Below are 21,168 nucleotides of genomic sequence, written 5' to 3'. Positions count from 1 at the left end.
GGCCGCCTGTTGTGCAGCATCGTGCCCGCGAGTGCCGGCCAGCCGGCGCAGGCGGCGCCCTCCCGGAGATACCCATGCCGTTTCGGATAACGCAGACCAGCGCGCTGATCGCAGCGGCCTGGCTTGCGCTGGCGCCGCTCGCTCCCCAGGCCGCCACGCCGTCCAAGTCGTCGCCGGCGGCGGCCGTGGCGCCCCTGACCTGGCCGCGCAATTTTGATGCGGCCACCGACCATGTCGAGCTGTACCAGCCCCAGATCGAGAACTGGGCGGGCAACCGCCTGTCCGGGCGCGCCGCGGTGGCGGTAGGCGACAAGGCGGGCTCGCCGACCTACGGCGTGGTCCATTTCTCGGCCACCGGCGATATCGACAAGCCCTCCGGGCTGGTGCAGCTGAGCCGGATCACGATCGACAGCGTCGAAGTGCCGACCCGCCCCGACGCCGCCGACCGCGTGCGCCAGGCGCTGGTGTCGCGCCTGCCGGCCAACGGGCTGACGGTGCCGCTGGACCAGTTGCAGGCCAGCTACGCAGTGTCGCAGCAACTGGCGCAAGCCGGCCGCGTCGCGGTGCGCAATGACGCGCCGCAGATCTTGTTCGCCACCACGCCCACGTTGCTGGTGCTGGTCGATGGCGAGCCCGCCTGGCGCACCGTGCCGGGCACGTCGTACGAACGCGCGCTGAACAGCCGCGCGCTGCTGTTGCGCTCGCCGGACGGCGAGCTGTTCCTGAAGGCGGCCGGCTACTGGTACCGATCGGAATCGGCCGGCGGCACCTGGGAGGTGCTGACCACCGTGCCCAAGGCGCTGGAGAGCGCAGCCGCCAAGGCGGCGGCCGGCATGAAGCCCGATGCGATGCTGCCCGCCGACGGCAAGCGTCCGGCGCGGGCCCCGGCCATCCTGTTCGCGACGCAGCCGACCGAGCTGGTAGTGACCAGCGCCGCGCCGCAGATGGCGCCGGTCAGCGGCGTCAGCCTGCTGACCATGGCCAATGCCGACCACGCGGTCTTTGTCGATCCGGCCGCCAACCAGTATTACGTGCTGGTTTCGGGACGCTGGTTCCGCGCGCCGATGCTGACCGGGCCGTGGCAGTACGTGCCTGGCAGCCGGCTGCCGGCCGACTTCGCCCGCATCCCGCCCACCGATCCCAAGGCCAACGTGCTGGTGTCGGTGCCCGGCACGCCGCAGGCGCGCGAGGCCGAGATCGCCGCCACCATCCCCCAGACCGCCACCGTGTCGCGCAGCAAGGCCAGCCTGACGGTGGCGTATGACGGCGCGCCGCGCTTCGTGCCGATCACCGGCACCTCGCTCAGTTACGCAGTCAATACCGGCACCCCCGTGATTGAGGTCGACGCCAGCCATTACTACGCGGTGGCCAACGGCGTCTGGTTTGCGGCGCCGGCGCCGACGGGCCCCTGGCAGGTCGCCACCGAGGTGCCGTCGGCGATCTACACCATCCCGCCGACCTCGCCGGTGTACTACGTCACCTATGTGCGCATCTACGCCGTCACGCCACAGACCGTGGTGGTGGGCTACACCCCCGGCTACATGGGAGTGGTGGTCAGCGCCGACGGCACGGTGGTCTATGGCACGGGCTATGTCTATCCGCCCTACGTGGGCGCGGTCTACTACGGCTATCCGGTCACCTACGGCTACGGCGCGGGCTTCGGCATCGGCCTGGCCGAGGGCTTCGCCTTCGGCTTCGCCGCGGGTGCGTTCTGGGGCGCAGCCTCGCCGTACTGGGGCCCGTACTGGTGGGGCGGCCCGTACAACTGGAACTACGTCAACGTCAACCAGGCCAACTTCTACGGCCGCTGGGGCCAGGGCACGGTTACTCACGCGCAGGGCTGGAACGCCTGGACCGGTACCCAATGGCGCGGTACCGCGGCCGCCGGCTACAACCCGGCCACCGGCGCGCGCTACCAGGGCAGCCGCGGCGCCGCGTTCAATCCCTATTCCGGCGACTACGCTGCCGGCCACCAGGGCAGCTTCGCCAACCCGTCGACCGGGCGCGAAGGCGCGGCGCGCGGCGGCGTGGCCGGCAACACCTACACCGGCAACTACGCGGCGGGACGCCAGGCCGCGGGCTACAACGCCCAGACCGGCCGTGTCGGCGCGGCCGAGGCCGGCATTGCCGGCAATACGCAGAGCGGCCAGCACACTGCCGGCAGCCGCGGCTTTGTCGCCAACCCGGACAAGGACAACGCGGTGGTATGGAACAACGGCAACGTCTATGCCGGCCACGACGGCTCGGTCTACCAGCACACCGACCAGGGCTGGCAGAAGCACACGCCCGACGGGTGGGAGCCGGTGAAGCCCGGCAACGACGCCACCGCCAGGCTGGAGCAACAGCGCCAGGCGCGCGAGATCGGCCAGCAGCGCCTGCAGGGCACGGCGGGCGCCTGGCAGGGGCGCGGCCCAGGCGGCGGCTTCGGCGCAAGGGCCGGCGGCCTGCGCGGGGGCGGCTTCCATGGCGGCTTTCGCCGTTAGGGCCGCGCAACCCTGGCGCTGACCGGGCGGTCTCGAAAGCAGTAAAGACGTCGACAAAAGAATTGAATTGGCGCCGGCCGTGCGCGGGCCTTAACCTGCCGGAGAAAACGGGAGCGCGGCCGGCGGACGGCGCGGCGGAGCCTGGCCAATCCGGTGTCCGCACGCAGCCGTCGCATGCAAAACCATGACGGGAGGGGAAACCGTGAACCATGCATTTCATTGGCGCGGCGCGCTGTCGCTGGCGTGCGCCATGACGCTGGCCGCCTGCGGCAACGACAAGCCGGCAGCCCACGCGCCGCCCGCGGCCGAGGTCAGCGTGATGACCGTAGCGCTGCGCGATGTACCCATCGTCTACGACTTTGTCGGCCAGACCCAGAGCTCGCAGCAGGTGGAGATCCGCGCGCGGGTCAATGGCTTTCTCGATCAGCGCGTCTATACCGAGGGCGCGGTGGTCAAGGCCGGCCAGACCATGTTCGTGATGGATCCGAAGCCGTTTGCCGCGGCGCTGGACGCGGCCAACGCCGAGCTGGCGCAGCAGGTGGCGCGGCTCAAGACCGCCAATGCCGACCTGGCGCGAGTGCGCCCGCTGGCCGAGCGCAATGCGCTGAGCCAGCGCGACCTGGACGACGCGACCGGCAAGCAGCAGTCCGCCGCGGCCGCGGTCGAGGCGGCCCGCGCCAACGTCACCAACGCGAAGCTCAACCTGGGCTACACCACCATCAAGTCGCCGGTCACCGGGGTCTCCAGCTTTGCCAAGAAGCAGGCGGGCAGCTATATCGATCCGTCCAACAGCCTGCTGACCTACGTCGCCAAGCTCGACCCGATGTGGGTCAACTTCAGCCTGTCCGAGAACGAGGTGTTGTCGGCGCGCACGGGGCAGGAGTCCGGCGCGCTCAGGTTCCCGGCGCAGGGCGCTTTCGACGTGGTGATCGTGCTGGCCGACGGCAGCCAGTTCCCGCATCACGGCAAGATCACCTTTGCCGATGCCGCCTTCAACGCGGAAACCGGCACCTACATGATCCGCGCCGAGGTCGCGAATCCCGAAGGCACGCTGCGCCCGGGCCAGTTCGTGCGCGTGAAGCTGCATGGCGCCGAGCGCAGGCAGGCCATCGCGGTGCCGCAGGAAGCCATCATCCAGGGCCCGCGCGGCCAGCAGGTATGGGTGGTCGGCCCCGACAACAAGGCGCAGCAGCGCGTGGTCGAGGCTGGCCAGTGGAGCGGCGACAACTGGATCGTCAGCACCGGCCTGAAGGCCGGTGAGCGCGTGGTGGTCAGCGGCATGTTGCGGCTCGCGCCCGGCGTCCCGGTGCGGCCGGTGGAAGCCACCGCGGCGCGGCCCGCGGCCGCCGTGTCCGGCGCGTCCGGCGCGTCCGGCGCGTCCGCGGCCGCCGCGCCGCCATCCCAGCCCCAGGCTGCCGCCGGCGCCGGGGGCAAGCCATGAAGCTATCCCACTTCTTTATCGACCGGCCGATCTTTGCCTCGGTGCTGTCCATCATCATCGTGGTGGGCGGCCTGGTGGCGCTGACCAGGCTGCCGATCGCACAGTTCCCCGAAATCACGCCGCCATCGATCACGGTCAGCACCAAGTATCCGGGCGCCAGCGCCGAGGTGGTGGCGCAGAACGTCGCCGCGCCGATCGAGCAGCAGGTCAACGGCGCCGACAACATGATGTACATGAACTCGTCGAGCTCCTCCACCGGGGACATGACGCTGAACGTGTATTTCGAGATCGGCACCGACCCGCAGCTGGCGCAGGTGGACGTGCAGAACCGCGTCAACCTGGCGCTGCCGACCTTGCCGGATGCGGTCACGTCGCAGGGCGTGTCGGTGCAGAAGCGGTCGTCGGCATTCATGATGGTGATCGCGCTGTATTCGCCCGACAACAGCTACGACCAGACCTTTGTCGGCAACTACGCCAACATCTATGTGCTGGACGCGCTCAAGCGCATTCCCGGCGCCAACCAAGCGTCGATCTTCGGCAGCCCCGACTACGCCATGCGCATCTGGCTGCGGCCGGACCGGATGGCGTCGCTCGGCATCACCGTGGAAGACGTCAAGAACGCGGTCAGCGCGCAGAACCAGCAGTATTCCGCCGGGCGCATCGGGCAGTCGCCCACCGACGGCGAAGTCAAGCTGACCTTTCCGATCGCCACCAAGGGCCGCATGACCGAGCCCGCCGAGTTCGAGAACATGATCCTGCGCGCCCAGTCGGGCGACGCCGCGCTGGTGCGCCTGAAGGACGTGGGCCGGGTCGAGCTGGGCCAGAAGGACTACTCGCTGCGCAGCCGCTACAAGGGCAAGACCGCGACGCTGATGGCGGTCTACCAGCAGCCCGGCGCCAATGCGCTGGACGTGGCCAAGCAGGTGCGCGGCACGCTGGCCGAGCTGAAGAAGTCATTCCCGCCCGGACTGGAGTATGAGGTGGCGCTGGACACCACCGAGTTCGTGCAGGAGTCCATCGGCGAAGTGGTGCACACGCTGCGCGACGCGGTGATCCTGGTGATCCTGGTGGTGTACCTGTTCCTGCAGAGTTTCCGCGCCACGCTGGTGCCGATCCTGGCGGTGCCGGTGTCGATCATCGGCGCCTTCGTCGGCATGAGCATGTTCGGCTTCTCGGTCAACATGCTGACACTGTTCGGCATGGTGCTGGCGATCGGCATCGTGGTCGACGACGCCATCGTGGTGATCGAGAACGTCGAGCGCAACATGACCGAGTTCAACCTGCCGCCCAAGGAAGCCGCCAAGCGCGCCATGGACGAGGTCAGCGGGCCGGTGGTGGCGATCGTGCTGGTGCTGCTGGCGGTGTTTATCCCGGTGGCGTTCCTGTCGGGCATCACCGGGCAGCTGTACAAGCAGTTCGCGGTGACGCTGGCGGTATCGGTGGTGCTGTCCGGCGTGGTGGCGCTGACGCTGTCGCCGGCGCTGGCGGCGATCCTGCTCAAGCCCGGCGAGCAGAAGAAAAACCGATTCTTCCGCTGGTTCAACGCCAAGTTCGACCGCCTGATCGATCGCTATGACGCCGCCAACCAGGCAATCATCCGGCGCACGGTGGTGTCGCTGGGGGTGATCGTGGCGATGCTGGCGGCGATCGGGCTGATGTTCGCGCGCATCCCGTCGTCGTTCCTGCCGGTGGAGGACCAGGGCTATCTGCTGGGTGCGGTGATCATGCCGGATGCGGCCAGCCTGGACCGCACCCAGGCGCTGTCGCGCCGCGCCGAGGACTGGTTCGCCAAACAGCCGGGGGTGGCCGCGGTGGCCGCGCCGACCGGCTTCAGCCTGATCGATTCGCAGAACAAGTCCAACGCCGGCACGCTCTTTGTCTCGCTCAAGGGCTTCAGTGAGCGCGGCGACGGCGAAAGCGCGGCCGACCTCATCGCCAACGCCAAGAAGGAGTTCTCCACCTACCGGGACGGCGTGGTGATCCCGATCAACCCGCCTTCCATCCCGGGCCTGGGCAGCACCGGCGGCTTCGAGTTCTGGCTGCAGAGCACTGGCGACGGCACCTACCAGCAGCTCGAGGGCAAGGTGCGCGCCTTCATCGCCAAGGCGCACGAGCGGCCCGAGCTGACCGGCGTGAACTCCACCATCAACACGCGCTCGCGCCAGCTGATGGTGGAGGTCGACCGCGAGCGCTCCGAGACCCAGGGCGTGCCGGTGGAGCAGGTCTACTCGGCGCTGCAGACCATGTTCGGTTCGCTCTACGTCAGCCAGTTCCCGAAGAACAGCCGGCTGTTCCAGGTGATCCTGCAGGCCGAGCCCGACTACCGCTCGCGTCCGGAGGATATCGACAAGGTCTACGTGCGCAACCGCAACGGCGAGATGGTACCGATCAAGGCCGTCACCACCGTCAAATACGTACCCGGGGCCGATATCGTCACGCGCTTCAACAACTTCCCGGCCGCCAAGATCATGGGCGACGCTGCGCCCGGCTACAGCTCGGGCCAGGCGCTGCAGGCGATGGAAGACATTGCGAAGGAAGTGCTGGGCGAAGGCTACAGCTACTCCTGGAGCGGCCAGGCGTACGAGGAGAAGAGCGCGGGCTCCACCGCGATCTATGTGTTCGCCTTTGCCTTGCTGATGGTGTTCCTGATCCTGGCGGCGCAATACGAGAAGTGGTCGCTGCCGATCGGCGTGCTGCTGGCGGTGCCGTTTGCACTGTTCGGCGCGTTGCTGGCGATCCTGATGCGCGGCATGCAGAACGATGTGTACTTCCAGATCGGCCTGACGGTACTGATTGCGCTGGCGGCCAAGAATGCCATCCTGATCTTCGAGTTCGCGGTGGAGATGCGTCACAAGGAAGGCCTGAGCGCCTACGACGCCGCGCTGCACGCGGCCAGGCTGCGGCTGCGGCCCATCATCATGACCTCGCTGGCGTTCATCCTCGGCTGCGTGCCGCTGGCGATTGCCAGCGGCGCCTCGGCGGCGAGCCGGCAGTCGCTCGGCACCGGCGTGATCGGCGGCATGCTCGGCGCTACGGTGATCGCGCTGTTCTTTATCCCGCTGTTCTTCTGGGGCCTGGAGACGATGTCCGAGCGCAAGCCCAAGCCCAAGGGCGCCGCGCCGACAACAACTACACCACCCACAACGCCACCGGCCACGCCGCCGACCGGAGAGCCGTCATGAGCGCGCGCCGCAAGCTGGCCGGCGCCTGCGTGGCCGCGCTGCTGGGCGGCTGCGCCATTGGCCCCAACTACCAGCGCCCCGAGACTCCTGACCCGGCGCAATACCGCCTCGACACCGGCGTGCTGACGGTGGCCGCCGACAGCGCCTGGTGGGACAGCTTTGGCGACCCGGTGCTCAATGCGCTGGTGGATGCGGCGCTGCGCAGCAACTACGACGTGCGCATCGCCGCGGCCCGCATCGACGAGTTCCGCGGCCAGCTGATGGTGGCGCGCAGCGGCTTCTTCCCGCAGCTGGGGCTGTCCGCGTCGGCGGCGCGCCAGCGTGCCGGCACCTTCAACGGCACGCCCTTCGCGGGGCTCGACGGGCCGCGCAATTCGTACCAGCTTCTGGCTAATGCCAGCTGGGAACTGGACCTGTGGGGCCGCATCCGGCGCCAGGCCGAGGCCGCCGAAGCCGAGCTGTGGAATGCCGAGTACGGGCGCCGCGGCGTGGTGCTGGCGCTGGCGGCGTCGGTGGTGCAGGGCTATGCCACGCTGCGCGGGCTGGATGCGCAGCTGGAGATCGCGCAGCAGACGCTGGCGTCGCGCGCCAGCGGGCTGGATATCTTCCGCCAGCGCTACGAAGGCGGCGTGATCTCGCAGGTGGAACTGGCGCAGGCGGAAAACGACTACTACTCGACCGAGGCGTCGATCCCGCCGCTGCGTACCGCCATCGCCCAGACCGAGAACGCGCTGTCTCTGCTGCTGGGGCGCGAGCCCGGTCCGGTCGAGCGCGGCAAGCCCGTGCACGATCTGCTGCCGCCGCCGGCGGGCGCCGACCTGCCGGCGGCGCTGCTGTCGCGCCGCCCCGACGTGCTGCAGGCCGAGCAGGCCGCCATCGCCGCCAACGCGCAGCTGGGCGCGGCGCAGGCGCTGTACCTGCCGGCGGTAAACCTGAGCGGGCTGTTCGGTGCCATTGCCAGCACGCCCGGCGCGCTGTGGCACAGCGCCTCGCAGGTGTGGGGCATCGGCGCCGGGCTGACCCAGCCGGTCTTCCAGGGCGGCGCCATCCGCGGCCAGGTGCAGAGCGCCGCGGCGCAGCGCCAGCAGGCCATGCTGGCCTATCAGGGCACGGTGCTGGCGGCGCTGGCCGACGTCAACAGCGCGCTCGCCAACAGCATCGAGACCCGCAAGCGGCTGGTCAGCCTGCGCCAGCAGGAGAAAAGCCTGCTGGTCTATGCCGACCAGTCCAGCGCGCGCTACGAGGGCGGCTATTCCAGTTACCTGGAAGTGACCACCGCGCAGGAGAAGCTGTTTGCCACGCAGCTGGCGGCGGTGCAGGGCCAGGTCAATGTGCTGACCGGCGCCGCGGCGCTGTACAAGTCGCTCGGCGGCGGCTGGCCCGCGGTGCCGCAGGATGTGCGCGGGGCCGGCATGCAGGGGGATGCGAAGGTGTTGACGCGGTAGCGGTAGATTTACTCACCGCTGTAGGCGGAACTGGCCATCACCTCACGCAGACGCTCCCCTCTCCCGCGAAGTGGGAGAGGGGTGGGGGAGAGGGCCGGAGCATCAACGAAGTAAAGCGCGTCGGTATGCCGGCGCCTGCCCTCGCCCCCGGCCCCCCTCTCCCGCAGGCGGGAGAGGGGAGCAAACCGGCGCGGTGAGTCCGAGCCGGCGCTGCCAACTTCACCGCGCCGACCACTCCCCCTGCCTGACCCCCAGCGCCGTGACCACGCCATACGCCGTGATCCCCAGCGCCACGCCCAGGAAATGCCCGTCCAGCCCCATGCCGAACGTATTGGCCAGCACCCAGCCGCCGCCCGCGGCCAGCGCGATCCGGCACAGGCCGGCCGCCACCGGCCAGCGCATGCGGCCCGCGCCCATCGAGGCGAAGTACAGCGCCATGCCGAGCCCGAAGCCGCCGAATGCCGGCCCCACCCATGACAACGCGCGCGCGGCGATGGCGATCACTTCCGGGTCATGGGTGAACAGGCTGGCAAAGCGCACCGGCGCCAGGCCGACGGCGGCGCCCGCGCTGCCGGCGATGCCCAGCGCCAGCAGTGCGCCCACCCATGCCGTGCGCCGCGCCGTATGCCAGTCGCCGGCGCCCACGGCGCGGCCGACCAGCGCCGTCAGCGCCGAGCCCACCCCGAAGGCCAGCGGGATCATCAGGAATTCCAGCCGCGCCGAGATGCCGTAGGCCGCCACCGCGGCGGTGCCATGGTGGCGCAGCTGCGCGGTGACCAGGATGGTGGTCAGGTTGGCGACCGAGGCCAGCGCGCACGCCACCAGCCCCACCGACAGGATGCGCGCGAACAGAGGCCACGACAGCCGCACCCGCAGCACCGGCACGAAACCCGCGCCGCCGCGCGCGACCACGATCGCCATCGCCAGCGCCGCGGCCCACGACACCGCCGCCAGCGCCGCGCCGATGCCGGCCAGGCCCATGCCGGCGGGCTCGGCCAGCAGCCACGACAGCACCGGGAACGCGATCCACATCAGCGCCAGCACGCGCGCCGCCAGCGCATGGCGGCCGCCGCCGCGCAGCACCGATGCCAGCGTGTTGGCCAGCCAGGCCGGGATCGCGCCGGCGCCGAACAGCCAGATCGCATAGGTGGCGGCCGCTTCGGCGGCGGTGGCGCCCGCCACCGCGCCCAGCACCGCGCGCGGGAACCCGGCCAGCGCCACGGCAAACGCCAGCCCGGCGATCACGGCGATCCACAGCGCATGCATCACCAGCGCCGAGGCATCGTCACGCTTGTTGGCGCCCAGCGCGCGCGCGATGGCCGCGACCACGCCGCCGCCCATGGCGCCGGTCGACATCTGCTGCAGCAGCAGCGCAAACGGCAGCACCACGGCCCAGCCGGCCAGCGCCGCCGTGCCCTGGCGCGCGGCCAGCCAGGTTTCGATCAGCTGGGCGGCCGCCTGCAGCAGCGCGATCAGCGCGGTGGGCCCGGCCAGCTTGCCGATGCGGCGGGCGATTTCGGTGGCCGGCACCGCGTCGGCCGGCAGGCTGCCCGCGGGCAAGGCGCGCGTGTCAGTCATGGCCGCGCTCCGGCCTGCTCTCCGGTCCTACCGCCGCGGCTTCGGCGTCGCCGAAGCGGCGGCGCAGGAAGCGGCCGGCACCCGGGCCCGGCAGCACGCGCACATCGTCCAGCGTGATCGCGCTGCCGTCGGCGCGCGTCAGCGCGGGCTCGGCGATTTCCGTGCCGGTACGGCGGTCCTGCAGCAGCGTCAGCGGCCCCTTTTCGTCGGTCATCCAGCGGTCGGCCCAGGCCTTGAGCGCCACATAGGCCGGAAAGAAGTCGCGGCCCTTGTCGGTCAGCTGGTAGACATGGCGGGCGCCGCCCTCGGGCGCGACGCGCGCCAGCAGCCCGTGCGCCACCAGCGTCTTCAGGCGCGCGCTCAGGATGTTGGGGGCGATGCCCAGGTTGCGTTCGAACTCGTCGAAGCGGGTGCTGCCGTAGAAGGCCTCGCGCAACACGAGGATGGCCCAGCGTTCGCCCAGCACGGCCATCGAGCGGGCCACGGGGCAGGGCATCGCGGTGAAATCGGTAGGGGGCATGGGTCTCCGCCGTTATGTGCTGCTTGCTTTCAGTTTGCAAGCTGGCTGCAGCATAGCTTGCAAATCGAAAGTTCGCAGGCGGGCCGCTTCCATGTCCCGGCAAAAGCGTGCGTTCACCGGTCAGCGGTGCCGGCTACTTCACCGCGTCGCGAAATACCTCGAGCTTCTCCAGTTCCTCGCGCAGGAAGCCGATCAGCGCGCGCGTCGCCATCGACGGATGCAGGTTGGGCGTGGTGATGATGAACAGCTTGTTGCCCAGCCCCTCCGGACGCCAGTCCGGCAGCACCGGCACCAGGTGGCCGGCGCGCACTTCTTCCCAGCCGATATAGACCGGCAGCATGCCGATGCCATGGCCTTCGCGCACGGCGCGCGCCAGGAACAGGAAGTGTTCGGACTGCAGCGCGGGCGTCAGCGCCACGTCCACGCGCTGGCCGTCGCGGTACAGCGACAGCGGGAACTGCCGGGGCGGGTAGGGCGGGCACAGGAGGCTGCAGCCGGCGAGGTCCGGCGGCACCTGCACCGGCGCAATCCGCGCGAGATATTGCGGGGATGCATACAGTTGCCAGCGGATATCGCAGATTTCACGCGCTACGTGGTCCAGCGGCGGCGCCGAGGTGACCTTCAGCGCCACGTCGATCTCGGCCGCGATCAGGTCGTTGACGCGGTTGGCAAAGAACACGCGCAGCGTGATGCCGGGATGCTTGTGCGCGAACTGCAGCAGCATCGGCGCGATATAGGCGTCGCCCAGCCCGGTGGGCACGCTGACGCGCACATGGCCGCGCAGGGTCTTGCCCAGGCTGTCGATCTCGGCCTGCGCCGAGGCGACTTCCAGCAGCATGCGCACGCCGTGCTGGTACAGCGCATGGCCGGGTTCGGTCAGCTCCAGGCGGCGCGTGGTCCGGCGCAGCAACTGCGCGCCCGCCTGGTGTTCCAGCTCGCGCAGCTGGCGGCTGACCTGCGAGCGCGTAACGCCGCGCCGGCGCCCGGCTTCGGCGAGGTTGCCGGCATCGACGATGTCGACGAAGGCCTGGATCAAGTTAAGGTCCATCGGGGATTGCCTGCAGCATTGTCACGTCTGGCGCAACATTGTGATTCCGCCCGGCCTGATTGTCGATACGGGGCTACGCCGATACAGTGGTCGGCTGACAGAACCCGGCAAGGAGACAGCGGATGGCCACGGACCTTTGGTATCAAGACCTGCACCGCAGCGGCGAGGACTTGCTGGCGCGCGGCGCCCGCCTGGGCGGCGGCCTGCGCGCGCTCGGCGTGCAGGAGGGCGACGTGATCGCGGTACTGCTGCGCAACGACCCGGTGTATGCCGACGTGGTCCATGCCTGCCGCATCGCCGGCTGCTACTACTGCCCCATCAACTGGCACTTCACCGCCGAGGAAGTGCGCTTCCTGCTGAGCGACAGCGGTGCCAAGGTGCTGCTGGCCCAGGACGACCTGCTGCCCGCGGTGCGCGACGCGGTCCCGGCCGGCGTGCCGGTGCTGTCGGTGGGCGGTCCCGCCGCAGGCGCGACTGAATATGAGGCGTGGCTCGCGCAGCAGCCCGCCTATGACGGCCCGCGCGTGGCGCCGCGCGGCCATATGGCGTACACCTCGGGCACCACCGGCCGCCCCAAGGGCGTGGTGCGCCAGGCGCTGCCGCTGGACGGGCTCGAGCAACAGCTTGCGCGCATGCGTTCGGTGGTGCGGCAGACCTACGGGCTGGAGCCGGGCTGCCGCGCGCTGATGTCGGCGCCGCTGTACCACAGCGCGCCGGGCTCGTTTATCCAGAACGCGCTGCAGATGGCCGAGCGCCTGGTGCTGACGCCGCGCTTCGACGCCGAGCAGGTGCTGGCGCTGGTGGAGAAGCACCGCATCGACGTGCTCTACCTGGTGCCGATCATGTACGTGCGCCTGCTCAAGCTGCCGGCCGAGGTGCGCGCCAGGTACGACCTGTCTTCGATCCGCTTCGTCGCCTCCACCGGGTCTCCGTGCGCGCCCGAGGTCAAGCGCGCGATGCTGGAGTGGCTGGGCCCGGTGATCCATGAAACCTATGCCTCCAGCGAAGCCGGCATGATCACCGTGGCCACGCCGGCCGACGCCGCCGCGCGCCCGGGCACCGCCGGCAGGCCGGTCGACGACGCGCAGCTGCGCATTCTCGACGAACACGGCCGCGAGTGCGCGCCGGGCGAAATCGGCCTGGTCTATGTGCGCCAGCCCGCTTACCCCGACTTCAGCTACCGCAACAATGAGGCCGCGCGCGCCGCCATCGACCGCGACGGGCTGGTGACGCTGGGGGACATGGGCTATGTCGATGCCGACGGCTACCTGTTCATCTGCGACCGCGCCTCGGACATGGTGATTTCCGGCGGCGTCAACATCTACCCGGCGGAGATCGAGCACGAACTGGTGCGCTATCCCGGCGTGGCCGACTGCGTGGTGTTCGGCATTCCCGACACGGAATACGGCGAGCGCCTGCTGGCCATGGTGCAGCCGATGCCGGGCGCCGAGATCCGCGAGGCCGAGGTGATCGACTGGCTGCGCGAGCGGCTGTCCGGATTCAAGGTGCCGCGCAGCATCGTGGTCGAGGCGCAACTGCCGCGCGATGAAACCGGCAAGCTGGCCAAGCGCCGGCTGCGCGACCGATACTGGGAAGGCCGCCAGCGCCGCGTCTGAGCGCACCGGTGGGATTTGCACCAAGCACAAGCCGATAACGACAGGAGGAGACGCGATGCAGAACAAACCGACCAGGACAACCGGTCTCAAGCCAAGGCGCGCCTGGCTCGCCGCGATCGCGGCCGGCGCGGGATGCGCGCTGGCGCTCTGGGGCGGGGCCGCGCAGGCGGCCTATCCCGACCGCCCGCTCAAGCTGGTGGTGCCGTACACGCCGGGCGGCTCGACCGACCAGTTCGGCCGCGCGCTGGCCGACGGCATGTCGCGCCAGCTCGGCCAGACCGTGGTGGTGGAAAACCGCCCCGGCGCAGCCACCATGATCGGCACCACCAGCGTGGCGCGCGCGCCGGCCGACGGCTACACCATGGTGCTGGCGACCAACGGCAGCATGGTGCTCAACCCGATGCTGTACAAGAAGATCCAGTACGATCCGCCCAAGGATTTCCGCATCTTCAGCATCGGCGCCGAGGCGCCGCTGGTGGTGGTCACCAACACCCGGGTGCCGGCCGGCAATATCCGCGAGTTCGCGGCCTACGCCAAGGCCGAGGGCGGCAAGCTCAACTATGCCTCGGTGGGGCTGGGCAACGCGCTGCAGCTGGCCACCGAGATGCTCAAGACCGAACTGGGCATCGGCGTCACGCACGTGCCCTACAACGGCAGCGCCCCGGCGCTGGCGGCGCTGCTGGCCAACGACGTGCAGCTGATGGTGGATGTGGTCAGCACCTCGCTGCCGCATATCAAGGCGGGCAAGCTCAAGGCGCTGGCGGTCACCGGGCGCCGCCGCCTGGATGTGCTGCCCGACGTGCCGACCGTGGCCGAGAGCGGCTATCCCAACTTCCAGGCCGCCACCTGGTTCGGCCTGGCCGTGCCCGCGCAGACGCCGCCCGAAGCGGTGGCCAGGCTGCAGGCCGCCGCCGACCACGTGCTGAAGGATCCGCAGTTCCGCGCCACCTTCAGCGCCCTGGGGCTGCTGGTGCAACCGCCGCGCACGCAGGCCGAGATCGACCGCTATCTCGAGGCCGACCGCGCGCACTGGGGCAAGGTGATCAAGGCGAACAACATCTCGCTGGACTGAGGGGCGGCCGGCATTCATCCGCCGATCACCGGCCGCGCGCCGGTCATCGCAGCGACGATGGGGGTATAGTCGACGCCATCCACGCGCCACGCCCCCGTCATGACCGATCGCGAGCCCAACGATCCCACGCCTCCTGGTTCGGCTGCCGATAACCCGGGCGCCAACCCGGGCACCGGACGTGACCCGCAGGCGTCCGACGCCGGCGCGCCGCCGCCCGATCCCCGCCTGCTGAACCAGATCAGCCGCCGGGCGCGCGTGGCGGCGTGGCGCAAGTCGCGCCAGGCCGGGCGCATCTCGCGCACCACGCTGCGCTATGCCGCGTTCATGTTCGGCGCGGGTTGCGTCGGGCTGTTCTCGCTGGTGTTCGCGTGGATCGCCGAAGTGGCGCTGCGCTGGAACCACCAGCTGACCCAGGCCACGCCATGGCTGGCTTTCGTGATGCTGCCGTTCGGGCTGGCCGCGCTGCGCTGGCTGACCATCCGGCTGGCGCCGCAGGCGCGCGGCAGCGGCATTCCGCAGGTGATCGCGGCGGTGACCTTGCCGCCGTCGGGCCCGGCACAGACGCTGCTGGTGTCGTTGCGCCAGTCGATGTGGAAGGTGGTGCTGACCGCCGCCGCGCTGCTGGCGGGCGCCTCGGTCGGGCGCGAGGGCCCGTCGGTGCAGGTGGGTGCGGCGGCGATGCTGGCCTGGGGGCGCTGGTGCCAGGAGAAGCTGCGCTTTCGCATCGGCCTCCATCCCAATGCGCTGATCGCCGCCGGCGCGGCCGGCGGACTGGCGGCGGCGTTCAACACGCCGCTGGCCGGGGTGGTGTTCGCCATCGAGGAGCTGGGCCGCGGCACGGCGGTGCGCTGGGACCGCCTGGTGCTGTCGGGCGTGCTGACCGCGGGTTTCCTGTCGCTGGCGGCGCTGGGCAACAACCCGTATTTCGTGGTCAAGGTGCCGATGCTGGGCCTGCATGAGGCCTGGGGCCCGGTGCTGCTGTGCGCGGTGGTCACCGGCGTGCTGGGCGGCGTGTTCGCCAAGGCGCTCAAGGGCGGCGTGCCGGCGCTGCTGCCGGCCGCGTGGCGCGACTGGCCGGGGCGGCATCCGGTGTGGACGGCGTTCGGCTGCGGCCTGGTGGTGGCGATCATCGGCTGGGCCACCGCGGGCGCGACCTTCGGCACCGGCTATGAGCAAGCCGCGGCGCTGATCAATGGCGAATCGCATGCCACGCTGTGGTTCGGCCTGGCCAAGCTGGTGGCGACGGTGGTGTCGTACTTCGCCGGCATCCCCGGCGGGATCTTCACGCCCGCGCTGGCGATCGGCGCGGGCATCGGCGAAAACGTCGCGCACTTTGTCAGCGGCATGGCCGAGCCGCGCGTACTGGCGCTGGTGTCGATGGCCGCGTTCCTGGCCGCGGCCACGCAGGCGCCGATCACCGCCAGCGTGATCGTGATGGAAATGACGCGCACGCAGGACCTGACGGTGTTCCTGCTGGCGGCGTCGCTGCTGGCATCGTTCATCTCGCGGCAGTTCTCGCCGCACCCGTTCTACCACCAGGTCGGCCACACCTTCCGGCGCGAGGCCCTGGCGCTGACGCGCAAGGCGCCGGCAGGGTAATGCCGGCGCGGCGCGCAAGTGGCGGCGCCGCCGGCGCCATCGGGTAAGCTAGCGCACGCCCCCTTGTCACCCCTGCCGAGCGCGGCCGCAAGTGAAGCGCTCGGCACGATCTCGCGCCGCGCAGGAACAACCCGGCTGGGGCGGGCTCCAATCCGGAGCCTTTCATCAGGAGTCCGTCTTGAAATTCCCCGTTGCCGGGCTGGCGCTTGCCGGCCTGCTGGGCGCCGCCGGCGCCAATGCCGCCCCCGCCGCCCCTGCCGCCACCCCAGCCTCCGCACCGGCCGCCAGGCCCTCGGCCCAGGCGGAAAACAGCGCGCTGGCGCCGCTGCTGGCCATGCTGGAAATCGGCAACCCGCTGCCGGCGCTGCCCGACTGCGCCGACAAGCGCTCGCCCGACGGCCGCGATGTCACCGGCTTTTGCGTCGAACTGAAGGGCGATGGCCTGATGCGCCAGGTCGGCGTGCCGCGTGCGCAGCGCCCGGCGTTCATGGATGGCCCCTATGTGGTGGCCTTTGTCGATCGCAATGCGCTGGTCGGCCTGGTGGTGCCGACCGCCGGCGCCAATTCGCAGCAGGCCGCGGCCGACAGCATCAGCGCGCTGTACGGCAAGCCCTTCCGCCAGGAGCAGGAGGACATGCCCGACAAGGCCGGCAAGACCGTCAAGACGCTGCATGCCGGCTGGATCCACCGGCCGCTGACGGTGGAGCTGTATGCGATGCCGGAAGATCCCAACACCGGCACCATCGAGATGCTGCTGCCGCAGGCGCGCGCGCTGATGGCGGACAAGGATGCCGAGGTCGACAAGCAGCTCAATCCGCCCCCGGCACCGGCGGCCAAGGGCGGCAAGGCCGCCGCGGCCAAGCCCGCGCCGAAGACGCCGGGCAAGCCGGAAAAGCCCGGCAGCTGGTAACGGCACAGGCCCGCGGCGCACCGCACGCGTGCGCCGCCGGCTGCCTCACAGTCCTTCCATTACCTTGTCCAGCCCCCGCACCACGCCGCGCACGGTGTGGACCTTGCGGATCGCCAGCAGTGCGCCGGCAACATAGGGCTTGGAGCCGTCGCCGGCCTCGTGCTTCAGGTGCAGGCGCTGGCCGTCGGCGCCGAAGATCACTTCCACGCCCAGCTGGTAGCCGGGCAGCCGCACCGCATGCACCTGCGTGCCGGACATGGTGGCGCCGCGGGTTTCCCTGGGGCCGTTGACCTGGTCGAGCGGCACCGCCTGCGCGGCGGCCTTGACCTGGCCGAGCCGGTACGCCAGCTCGCGCACCGTGCCGGAGGGCACGTCGATCTTGCCGGCCTTGGCGTAGTCGATGATCTCCCAGTGTTCCAGGTGGCGCGCCGCCATCTCGGCAAACTTCTGCAGCAGCACCACCGTGATGGCGAAATTGCCGCAGGCGAGCACGCCGCGCTCGGCCTGGCGCGCGGCCGCGTCGATCTCGGCATAGTCGTCGTCGGTCAGCCCGGAGGTGCCGACCACCACGTGCGCACCATGCGCCAGCGCCTGCAGGATGTTGTGCTTGGCGATCCCGGGCCTGGTGTATTCGACGTAGACGTCGTACGGCGTCTCGCCCAGCACTTCGATGCTGGCGGCGGCCACGCCCGGGGTACCGGCATGGCCGGTCAGCTGCGCCAGGGTCTGGCCGGCGGCGCCGCGCGACAGGCCGGCCACCAGGGTCATGTCGGCCGCATGGGCCACGCCGCGCGCCAGTTCGCCGCCGGCCCAGCCGGTCACGCCGCCCACGGCGACACGGATCGGATTGTTCATGTTCTGTTGCTCCGCAAAGGCTGATGGGTCTGGCAGCATACCGCGTCAGCCGGCGGCGCGCCGGCGGTCGAGCTTGCGCGCCAGCACGATCGAGGTGGTGGTGTGGTTGACGCCGTCGAGCATGCCGATCTCGTCGAGCAGCCGGTCGAGCCGGTCATGCGTGTCGCAGCGGATCGCCACCAGGTAGTCGACCGGGCCGCTGACGGAATTGACCTCTTCGATCTCGGGCAACCGCTGCAGCGCGCGCAGGATCGCGGGCGCGGACTTGGGCTGCACCGACAGGCCGCAATAGGCGAGGATGGCGTTGTCTTCCATGCGCTGGCCCAGCCGCACGCCGTAGCCCGCGATCACGCCGCTGCGCTCCAGCCGCGCGATGCGCGCGACCACGGTGGTGCGTGCGATTCCCAGCTGCCGGGCCAGGTTGGCGGCGCTTTCGCGCGCGTTGGCCTGCAGCAGCGACAGCAGGTGGCGGTCGGTGGTGTCGAGTTCGGTCATTGCGTCGGGATACCTCGTCGTTTCGTTCGATTATGGCGGTTTTTCGTCGTTCTTGTGCCTTCATTGTGCCGGCCGGGCTATCCATACTCCAGTCAACGGAATCCTCTTTTTCTTGTGGACGGAGACACCATGCAAGCCTCGAACCTTGGCCGGCAGGCCCCGCGCGACCTGCCCAGGGCGGCCCGCCCGCTGCACGTGACGGTGCTCGGCGCCGGCAAGATCGGCCGCACCATTGCGGCCATGCTGCACGACAGCGGCGACTACCGCGTCAGCGTGGTCGACCATGACGCACGCCGCCTCGATGGCCTGCCGCGCGGCGTGCTGGCGCGCGCCGGCGATCCCACCGAGCCGGGCACCTGTGCCGCGCTGCTGGCCGGCGCCGACGCCGTGCTCAACGCGCTGCCGTTCCATGCCGCGATCAGCGTGGCTTCGGTGGCGGCGCGCCTGGGCGTGCATTACTTCGATCTGACCGAGGACGTCGCCGCAACCCAGGCCATCCGCCAGCTGGCGCAGGGCGCGCGCTCGGTGCTGATGCCGCAATGCGGGCTGGCGCCGGGCTTTATCGGCGTGGTCGGGTACGACCTCGCGCAGCGCTTCCTGCGCGGCGGCGGCGAACTGCTGGACCTGCAGATGCGGGTGGGGGCGCTGCCGCGCTACCCCAGCAATGCGCTCAAGTACAACCTCACCTGGAGCACCGAGGGACTGATCAACGAGTACTGCAACCCGTGCGAGGCCATCGTCGACGGCCGTCGCGTGGAACTGACGGCGCTAGAGGGGCTGGAGAGCTTTGCGCTGGACGGCATCGAGTACGAAGCCTTTAATACATCGGGCGGGCTGGGCACGCTGCCCGAGACGCTGGCCGGCCGGGCGCGCCATGTCGATTACAAGTCGATCCGCTATCCCGGCCACTGCGCGCTGATGAAGCTGCTGCTCAACGACCTGCGCCTGCGCGAACGCCGCGACTGGCTGCGCGATATCTTCGATCGCGCCATCCCGGTGACCGAGCAGGACGTGGTGATCGTGTTCGCCACCGCCACCGGTTATCCGGCCGGCGGCGAACGCGGGCGCGGGCCGCTGACGCAGGCTTCGTTCTCGGCCCGCATCGGCGGGGTCGACGGCGCGGGCGGGCATGTCAATGCGATCCAGCTGACCACTGCCGCCGGCATCTGCACCGCGCTGGACATGGTGGCCACCGGCGCACTGCCGCAGGCCGGCTTCGTACGGCAGGAGTCGATGCCGCTGGAGGCCTTCCTGGCCAACCGCTTCGGTCGCCATTACACGCAGCATCCGCTCCAGGAGAGCCTCGTATGAAAGCACAAGAATTTGCTGCCTGCTGGGATTCGCTGGGCCTGCCACGGCCTTGGCGCGAGGGCACGCCGGCCGGCGCCGTGACGGTGCGCTCGCCGGTCGACGGCGAGGCCATCGGCCACGTGCCGCCCTGCGCGCCGGCGCAGGCCGACGCGCTGATCGCGCGCGCGCACGCGGCGCAGAGCACCTGGGCGCTGCTGCCGGCGCCGGCGCGCGGCGAGATCGTGCGGCGCTTCGGCGAGGTGCTGCGCGAACACAAGGCGGCGCTGGGGCGGCTGGTGTCGCTCGAATCCGGCAAGATCCTGCAGGAAGGGCTGGGCGAGGTGCAGGAGATGATCGACATCTGCGACTTCGCGGTCGGCCTGTCGCGCCAGCTGCACGGGCTGACCATCGCCTCCGAGCGCCCGCAGCACGCGATGCGCGAGACCTGGCACCCGTATGGCCTGTGCGGCGTGATTTCGGCGTTCAACTTCCCGGTGGCGGTGTGGGCATGGAATGCGGCGCTGGCGCTGGTATGCGGCAACGGCGTGATCTGGAAGCCGTCGGAGAAGGTGTCGCTGTGCGCGCTGGCCGCGCACGGCCTGCTGGAGCGCGTGCTGGCCGCGGCGGCGCCGCAGCACAGTGGCATCTCGGCGGTGCTGCCGGGCGGGCGCACCCTGGGTACCCACCTGGTCGCGCACCCTGCGGTGCGGCTGGTCAGCGCCACCGGCTCGACCCGCATGGGCCGCGAGGTCGGCATCGCCTGCGCCGGGCACTTCAAGCGCTGCATCCTGGAGCTGGGCGGCAACAACGCCGCCATCGTCGCCCCTTCGGCGGATATCGAACTGGCGGTGCGGGCCATCACCTTTGCCGCGGCCGGCACCGCGGGGCAGCGCTGCACCACGCTGCGCCGCTGCTTTATCCATGCCGACCTGATGGACACCATGGCGAGCCGGCTGATCACCGTGTTCGACCGGCTGCCGGTCGGCGATCCGCTGCAAGACGGCACGCTGGTCGGCCCGCTGATCGACACCGCCGCCGGCGACGCCATGGCCAACGCGCTGGCGGCGTGCCGCGCGCAGGGCAATATCGTCACCGGCGGCGAGCGGCTGCTGGCCGACCGCTATCCGCATGCGCACTACGTGCGGCCCGCGCTGGTGATGACCGACGCGCAGCACGACACCATGCTGACCGAAACCTTCGCCCCGATCCTGTACCTGATGCCTTACACCACGCTGGACGAGGCCATTGCCCTGAACAATGCCGCCGCGCACGGGCTATCGTCGTGCATCTTCACCGAATCGATGCGCGAGGCCGAACGCTTCCTGTCGTCGGCGGGCAGCGACTGCGGCATCGCCAATGTGAATATCGGCACCAGCGGCGCGGAAATCGGCGGCGCCTTCGGCGGCGAGAAGGCGACGGGGGGCGGCCGCGAGTCAGGCTCCGATGCGTGGAAGGGCTATATGCGCCGCGCCACCAACACCATCAACTACGGCGATTCGCTGCCGCTGGCGCAGGGCATCCGCTTCGAGATCTGACGGCATTCTGGGTTGGGCGGCAGGGCGCGTAGGGAACGGTAACAAGCGTTACACGGCTTTGACGCCGTATTACGCGTTCCGCCCGTATAACGTCAGCAA

Annotated in this window: 15 protein-coding genes; 10 read left to right on the top strand and 5 right to left on the bottom strand. The window is 70.3% G+C overall.

Annotated features, from left to right (window positions below):
• The first annotated feature begins 74 nt into the window (after positions 1-74).
• The 4 genes from FHX60_RS27015 to FHX60_RS27000 all read left to right on the top strand — a co-directional run bounded on the left by FHX60_RS27015 (position 75) and on the right by FHX60_RS27000 (position 8,551).
• Positions 75-2,483, top strand: coding sequence for a carbohydrate-binding family V/XII (locus FHX60_RS27015; RefSeq protein WP_183285139.1), 2,409 nt, complete (start codon positions 75-77; stop codon positions 2,481-2,483).
• 202 nt (positions 2,484-2,685) lie between these two features.
• A complete protein-coding gene (locus FHX60_RS27010; RefSeq protein ID WP_311731092.1) occupies positions 2,686-3,924 on the top strand; it encodes an efflux RND transporter periplasmic adaptor subunit in 1,239 nt (412 codons plus the stop codon).
• Complete coding sequence (locus FHX60_RS27005; RefSeq protein WP_112776744.1) at positions 3,921-7,106, top strand: efflux RND transporter permease subunit; 3,186 nt, start codon at positions 3,921-3,923, stop codon at positions 7,104-7,106. Before FHX60_RS27010 ends, FHX60_RS27005 begins: the two co-directional genes overlap by 4 nt.
• A complete protein-coding gene (locus tag FHX60_RS27000; RefSeq protein WP_183285137.1) occupies positions 7,103-8,551 on the top strand; it encodes an efflux transporter outer membrane subunit in 1,449 nt (482 codons plus the stop codon). Before FHX60_RS27005 ends, FHX60_RS27000 begins: the two co-directional genes overlap by 4 nt.
• 219 nt (positions 8,552-8,770) lie before the next feature.
• Here FHX60_RS27000 and FHX60_RS26995 read toward each other — a convergent pair whose 3' ends face one another.
• The 3 genes from FHX60_RS26995 to FHX60_RS26985 form a co-directional block, all read right to left on the bottom strand.
• Entirely contained in the window at positions 8,771-10,129 is a 1,359-nt protein-coding gene (locus tag FHX60_RS26995; protein WP_112776746.1) for an MATE family efflux transporter, read from the bottom strand.
• A complete protein-coding gene (locus tag FHX60_RS26990; RefSeq protein ID WP_112776747.1) occupies positions 10,122-10,649 on the bottom strand; it encodes a winged helix-turn-helix transcriptional regulator in 528 nt (175 codons plus the stop codon). Before FHX60_RS26990 ends, FHX60_RS26995 begins: the two co-directional genes overlap by 8 nt.
• A gap of 133 nt (positions 10,650-10,782) precedes the next feature.
• Positions 10,783-11,697, bottom strand: a complete 915-nt coding sequence (locus FHX60_RS26985) for a LysR family transcriptional regulator (protein ID WP_112776748.1) — start codon at positions 11,695-11,697, stop codon at positions 10,783-10,785.
• Positions 11,698-11,819: 122 nt separating this feature from the next.
• On the opposite strand from FHX60_RS26985, the gene FHX60_RS26980 reads away from it, so the two are divergent.
• The 4 genes from FHX60_RS26980 to FHX60_RS26965 all read left to right on the top strand — a co-directional run bounded on the left by FHX60_RS26980 (position 11,820) and on the right by FHX60_RS26965 (position 16,894).
• Positions 11,820-13,313 (top strand): acyl-CoA synthetase, encoded by a 1,494-nt coding sequence (locus tag FHX60_RS26980; RefSeq protein ID WP_183285136.1) that lies wholly within the window; start codon positions 11,820-11,822, stop codon positions 13,311-13,313.
• Positions 13,314-13,368: 55 nt separating this feature from the next.
• Positions 13,369-14,385 carry a Bug family tripartite tricarboxylate transporter substrate binding protein gene (locus FHX60_RS26975; protein ID WP_183285135.1) on the top strand — a complete coding sequence of 339 codons (1,017 nt, stop codon included), beginning with the start codon at positions 13,369-13,371 and terminating at the stop codon, positions 14,383-14,385.
• 99 nt (positions 14,386-14,484) lie between these two features.
• A complete protein-coding gene (locus tag FHX60_RS26970; protein WP_183285134.1) occupies positions 14,485-15,984 on the top strand; it encodes a chloride channel protein in 1,500 nt (499 codons plus the stop codon).
• A gap of 178 nt (positions 15,985-16,162) precedes the next feature.
• Positions 16,163-16,894: a hypothetical protein gene (locus tag FHX60_RS26965; protein ID WP_183285133.1), complete on the top strand. Its 732-nt coding sequence runs from the start codon at positions 16,163-16,165 to the stop codon at positions 16,892-16,894.
• 45 nt (positions 16,895-16,939) lie between these two features.
• Here FHX60_RS26965 and dapB read toward each other — a convergent pair whose 3' ends face one another.
• Both dapB and FHX60_RS26955 read right to left on the bottom strand, forming a co-directional pair.
• On the bottom strand, positions 16,940-17,749 hold the full coding sequence (gene dapB, locus FHX60_RS26960) for a 4-hydroxy-tetrahydrodipicolinate reductase (RefSeq protein WP_092318020.1): 810 nt from the start codon (positions 17,747-17,749) through the stop codon (positions 16,940-16,942).
• Positions 17,750-17,794: 45 nt separating this feature from the next.
• Positions 17,795-18,244 carry an Lrp/AsnC family transcriptional regulator gene (locus tag FHX60_RS26955; RefSeq protein WP_183285132.1) on the bottom strand — a complete coding sequence of 150 codons (450 nt, stop codon included), beginning with the start codon at positions 18,242-18,244 and terminating at the stop codon, positions 17,795-17,797.
• 129 nt (positions 18,245-18,373) lie between these two features.
• Between FHX60_RS26955 and FHX60_RS26950 the strand changes: the two genes are divergently transcribed.
• Together FHX60_RS26950 and amaB are read left to right on the top strand one after the other, a co-directional pair.
• On the top strand, positions 18,374-19,555 hold the full coding sequence (locus tag FHX60_RS26950) for a saccharopine dehydrogenase family protein (RefSeq protein ID WP_183285131.1): 1,182 nt from the start codon (positions 18,374-18,376) through the stop codon (positions 19,553-19,555).
• Positions 19,552-21,069: an L-piperidine-6-carboxylate dehydrogenase gene (gene amaB, locus FHX60_RS26945; RefSeq protein ID WP_183285130.1), complete on the top strand. Its 1,518-nt coding sequence runs from the start codon at positions 19,552-19,554 to the stop codon at positions 21,067-21,069. Before FHX60_RS26950 ends, amaB begins: the two co-directional genes overlap by 4 nt.
• Positions 21,070-21,168 lie beyond the last annotated feature (99 nt).

Source organism: Cupriavidus alkaliphilus, from assembly GCF_014191175.1.
Classification (GTDB): Bacteria; Pseudomonadota; Gammaproteobacteria; order Burkholderiales; family Burkholderiaceae; genus Cupriavidus; species Cupriavidus alkaliphilus.
This window is presented reverse-complemented; position numbering and strand designations above follow the sequence as displayed.